Origin of the sequence: Nocardioides sp. (genome assembly GCF_047607365.1) — a bacterium.
In the GTDB taxonomy this organism is placed as follows: Bacteria; Actinomycetota; Actinomycetes; order Propionibacteriales; family Nocardioidaceae; genus Nocardioides.
In genome coordinates, this window is record NZ_JASGDD010000006.1 from 1 (window position 1) to 5,055 (window position 5,055).

5 protein-coding genes are annotated in these 5,055 nt (G+C 71.5%); 3 read left to right on the forward strand and 2 right to left on the reverse strand.

The window, feature by feature from the left end; all coding sequences use genetic code 11:
• Positions 1–241 (reverse strand): hypothetical protein (locus QM572_RS00440; RefSeq protein WP_415088863.1); only part of this gene is annotated, 241 nt, incomplete at its 3' end.
• Between the two features lie 57 nt (positions 242–298).
• Between QM572_RS00440 and QM572_RS00445 the strand changes: the two genes are divergently transcribed.
• On the forward strand, positions 299–1,423 hold the full coding sequence (locus tag QM572_RS00445) for a diguanylate cyclase domain-containing protein (RefSeq protein ID WP_415088865.1): 1,125 nt from the start codon (positions 299–301) through the stop codon (positions 1,421–1,423).
• 21 nt (positions 1,424–1,444) lie between these two features.
• On the opposite strand, the gene trhA is transcribed toward QM572_RS00445, so the two are convergent.
• Positions 1,445–2,164: a PAQR family membrane homeostasis protein TrhA gene (gene trhA / locus QM572_RS00450; protein ID WP_415088867.1), complete on the reverse strand. Its 720-nt coding sequence runs from the start codon at positions 2,162–2,164 to the stop codon at positions 1,445–1,447.
• Positions 2,165–2,224: 60 nt separating this feature from the next.
• Here trhA and QM572_RS00455 point away from each other — a divergent pair, with 60 nt between their 5' ends.
• Positions 2,225–3,025: an isoprenyl transferase gene (locus QM572_RS00455; RefSeq protein ID WP_415088869.1), complete on the forward strand. Its 801-nt coding sequence runs from the start codon at positions 2,225–2,227 to the stop codon at positions 3,023–3,025.
• A 378-nt stretch (positions 3,026–3,403) separates the two neighbouring features.
• A complete protein-coding gene (locus QM572_RS00460) occupies positions 3,404–4,735 on the forward strand; it encodes a PhoH family protein (RefSeq protein ID WP_415088871.1) in 1,332 nt (443 codons plus the stop codon).
• Positions 4,736–5,055 lie beyond the last annotated feature (320 nt).

Genomic DNA, 5,055 nt, shown 5'->3' on the forward strand with positions numbered 1-5,055 from the left:
CGGCAGGAGCCCACGAGCGCCCCGTCGGGTAACCGCCCGGAGCGGTGTGGAACGGCCCGGCCGCGAGCACCCGCACCCCCGCGGGCGGATGCCGCCGCCAGTCGGCCGCCGGCCCGGGCGACCAGCCGAGGTCGTGCACCTCGACCAGCGCGCCGCCGGCCAGGGTGCGCCGGTCCACCAGGCCGAGATGGACATGCCGGTCCACGATGCCGGGGAGGAGGGTCAGTGGCCGATCGCCCACCTCGCGAACGTATCGCCTACGGTGTCTCCAGGCACTTCCGGGGGGAAAGGATCGCCTATGGACGCGGCTGCCGCCATCGCGGTGGGGCTGGCGGCGCTGCTCGCCGTCGCCTCGTTCGCGCGCGTGCCACGGCTCGGCGGCTGGATCTGGATCGGGCTGGTCGAGCTCTGCATCCTCGTCTGGTGCTGGTGCGCCTTCGTGGACACCCGCGACGGAGGCACGTCGCCGCAGCTGCACTCGGTGTGGTTCGCCGTCGTCGCGCTGACGTCCGGATCGCTCCTCCTCTTCGGCCGCCGCGCGGTCGGCGTCGCCGGCCACCCCCGGCCGCGCGACGTCGCCCTGATCGTCATCGAGCCCGTCCTCGTCCTGCTGCCCGGCTTCGCGGGCCTCCCGTGGTGGGAGGACCAGTTCACCGCGCTCGGGCTGCTCGACCGCGGCAAGGGCTGGGCCTACCTCCTCCACACGGTCTACTGCACGGCCGTGATCATCCTCGCCGCCGCGATGATGGGCCGTCGTGCCGAGTTCAGCCGCGGAGCCCTGCGCTGGTCCCTGTACGGCGTCATCGCCTGCTCCGCGCTCGGGCTCGCCCTCCAGGCGACCGGCGCGCAGCTCACCCAGTGGGCGGCGCTCGGCGTCGGCCTCTTCGTCCACCTGGCGTACGCCGAGCTGTCCCACGACCCCTACGCGGCCGTCGACCTGGCCGATACCGACCGGCTCACCGGCGTGCTCAACCGCGGCGGCCTCGACCGGATGCTCGCGCGCTCGATCGAGCGGTCCGAGCGCTTCGGCAGCAAGCTCATGGTGATGGTCGTCGACCTTGACCGGTTCAAGTCGATCAACGACTCCCACGGCCATCTGTGCGGGGACGCGGTGCTCGTCGCGGTCGCGAAGCGGCTCACCGGGCTCGTCGGCCGCAACGGCGGAGTGGGCCGGTTCGGCGGGGACGAGTTCGTCCTCTTCGTGACCGGCCTGGACCTCGCGCACGGCGTCGCCTTCGCCTCCCGCGCGCTCGCGCTGGCCTCGGAGCCCGTCGAGGGACCCGAAGGCTCGCTGAGCCTGACCGTCAGCGTCGGCATGGCGACGTACCACGGCGGCGGAGCCGCCCGACTGCTCGCCACCGCCGACGACGCGATGTACGACGCCAAGCGCCGCGGCGGCAACGCCGTGGCCGTCCGGGCCTGACCGGCCGGCTGCGGCCGACCACTAGCGCAGCGCGTAGGTCGCCAGCGAGATGCCCGTGTAGTGCGCCGTGAACGCGAGGATGGTGAACACGTGGAAGACCTCGTGGAAGCCGAACCACCGCGGCCACGGGTCGGGCCGCTGCAGGCCGTAGACCACGCCACCGAGGGTGTAGAGCGTGCCGCCGACGCAGATGAGCGTGAAGACCGCGATGCCGATGCCGAGCCCCAGGGCGGTCGCGCCGTCGAAGAAGGCGGGGATGAAGAAGATCGCCGCCCAGCCGAGCGCGATGTAGATCGGCACGTAGAGCCAGCGCGGCGCCTCGGTCCACAGGATCCGGAAGCCCACGCCGAGGATTGCTCCGCCCCACACCACCGAGAGCAGGAGCGTGCGCGCGGCGCCGTCGAGCAGCAGCAGGGAGAAGGGCGTGTAGGAGCCCGCGATCAGCAGGAAGATGTTGGCGTGGTCCCACCGCTTGAGGAAGGCCTGTGAGCGCTCCCGCCACCGCCCGCGGTGGTAGACCGCCGACACGGCGAAGAGCATCACGGCGCAGAGGCTGAAGACCACCGCGCCGATCCGCGCGCGGCCGGCCGGGGCGAGGGCGATGAGCACGATCCCCGCCGCCAGGATGAGCGGCACGCTGGCCGCGTGGATCCAGCCCCGCAACCGTGGCTTGACCTCGGCGAACCGCTCCGCGACGGCTTCGATGCGGTCGCGGAACTCCTCTGCCACGGCTCCGTTCATGCGTCGAAGGTACAGGGCGAATCTGAGAGGAAGGATCGGTTCGGCGTTTACGCTGGGGGGGTGGCTGACTGGGCTGGCGTGAAGCACGGAGTGCGCAAGGCGCTCTATCCCGCGTACGAGGCGCGCATGCTCCGCCGGCTTCCCCCCGAGGGCCGGCCCAAGCACATCGGCGTGATGCTCGACGGCAACCGCCGCTGGGCCAGGGCGGTCGGTCGCGACACGGCCTACGGGCATCGCGCCGGCGCCGCGAACATCGAGCCACTGCTCACCTGGTCGGAGGAGACCGGGATCGAGGTGGTGACGCTGTGGCTGCTCTCCACCGACAACATCTCCGAGCGACCCGCCGCCGAGCTCGAGCCGCTGCTCCTGATCATCGCCGAGGCGGTCGACTCCCTCGCCGACGCGGGCCGCTGGCGGATCCACCCGGTCGGCGCGCTCGACCTGCTGCCCGGCCACATCGCCTCCCGGCTCAAGCTCGCCGAGGAGCGCACCCGCGACGTGGAGGGCATGCTCGTGAACGTCGGCGTGGGGTACGGCGGCAGGCGGGAGATCGCCGACGCGGTCCGCTCGCTCCTGGCCGAGCACGCCAGCCGCGGCACCTCGCTCGAGGAGCTGGCCCAGGAGCTCACGCCGGAGCACATCGCGGCGTCGATCGAGGGCCACCTCTACACCGCCGGGCAGCCCGACCCCGATCTGGTGATCCGTACCAGCGGCGAGCAGCGGCTCGGGGGCTTCCTGCTGTGGCAGTCCGCGAAGTCGGAGTTCTACTTCTGCGAGGCGCTCTGGCCCGACTTCCGGCGCGTCGACTTCATCCGGGCCCTGCGCGACTATGCCCGCCGCGAACGCCGCCTCGGCCGCTGACGGCCGGCGACGGCGCGTCCCCGGCGTCGCTCGGCTGTCGCCGGCCGCTTCGCTCCAAGGCCGGCTTCCAGCCGGCTCCTTGGAGCCGCGCGCGTTCAGCGGCCGAGGACTCGTTCACAGGTTGGTGAAACAAACAATTCACCTGGGGAACGGGCGTGTTGACCCGGGGCGTTGCCACTCCGGCGTACGTTCGGGATATCGGTGGGTGGGGAAGCCCGCCGAGCCAGGAGGCCCGTTCGTGACTGTTCACGACCTGATGACTCGCCACACCGAGGTGTGTCGAGGCGAGGGAGGCCGCCACCCCGGCCTTCGGTGCCCTTCCCGGTCCATCTGCGTGAACTGAGGCCGGGCAGGGGTGTGCGCCGCGGTCGTGATGAGGTGAATCGCGTGGCCAAGTCGCCGCAGCAGGAGCCGACCGTGCGAACGTTCGTGCTCGACACCAGCGTGCTTCTCGCAGATCCCGGGGCGCTCAAGCGCTTTGCGGAGCACGAGGTCGTCCTTCCTGTCGTCGTCGTCACCGAGCTCGAGGGCAAACGGCATCACCCGGAGCTGGGCTTCTTCGCCCGCACCGCGCTGCGCACCCTCGACGATCTGCGGATCAAGCACGGCCGGCTCGACTCGCCCGTGCCGATCGGCGACGAGGGCGGCACGCTGCGCGTGGAGCTCAACCACACCTCACCCGACGCGCTGCCGTCGGGCTTCCGGCTGGGCGACAACGACACCCGCATCCTGGCTGTGGCGAAGAACCTCTCGGACGAGGGGGCTGACGTCGTACTCGTGTCGAAGGACCTGCCGCTGCGGATCAAGGCGTCGGCAGTGGGCCTGGAGGCGGAGGAGTACCGCGCCGAGGCCATCTCCGACTCCGAGGTCGGCTGGACCGGCATGGCCGAGCTGGAGGTCGCCTCCGCCGACCTCGACGAGCTGTACGACGACGGCGTCATCGATCTCGACAGCGCCCGCGACCTGCCGTGCCACACCGGCCTGGTGCTCATGTCCGACCGCGGCACCGCGCTGGGCCGCGTCGGCGCCGACAAGCAGGTCCACCTCGTTCGCGGCGACCGCGAGGCGTTCGGCATCCACGGCCGCTCGGCCGAGCAGCGGATCGCGCTGGAGATGCTGCTCGACCCCGAGGTGGGCATTGTGTCGCTGGGCGGCCGGGCCGGCACCGGCAAGTCCGCGATGGCGCTGTGCGCCGGGCTCGAGGCGGTGCTGGAGCGGCGTCAGCACAAGAAGGTCGTCATCTTCCGGCCGCTGTTCGCGGTCGGCGGGCAGGAGCTCGGCTACCTGCCCGGCTCGGAGGCCGAGAAGATGGGGCCCTGGGCGCAGGCGGTCTTCGACACGCTCGGCGCGATGACGTCGCAGGACGTGATCGACGAGATCGTCGACCGCGGGATGCTCGAGGTGCTGCCGCTGACGCACATCCGCGGTCGCTCGCTGCACGACGCCTTCGTGATCGTCGACGAGGCGCAGTCGCTGGAGCGAAACGTTCTTCTCACCGTCCTGTCGCGCATCGGGCAGAACTCCAAGGTCGTGCTGACCCACGACGTGGCCCAGCGCGACAACCTCCGGGTGGGGCGTCACGACGGCGTCGTCGCGGTGGTCGACAAGCTCAAGGGGCACCCCCTCTTCGCCCACGTCACGCTGACCCGCTCGGAGCGCTCGCCGATCGCCGCGCTGGTCACGGAGATGCTCGAGAACTACGTCCTCTGACCGTCCTCCGGCCATCCTTCGAGGTCCGCCGTCCTGTTGCTCCTGTGACTGCTGATCCCTCTGGGGTCGGTGTGACAGGAAATGTCCACTGATTGTGGAGTTCGGTTTGCGACCCCCGCCCTGCTCATGCAGGGTGGGGGCTCGACCTTGAACGACTCTGTTCTGCGACGACGCCCGAGGGAGACGACCGAGTGGGGAAGCACGCCGCGCCACGGCGCAGCCGCGCCGCCGACGCGACCCCCGCTCCGGAGGTCTCCCGCAGCGCCCGCTCCGTGCTCGCGGGTCGCGGCGGAGCCCGCAAGGCGGTCAAGCCGGCGAAG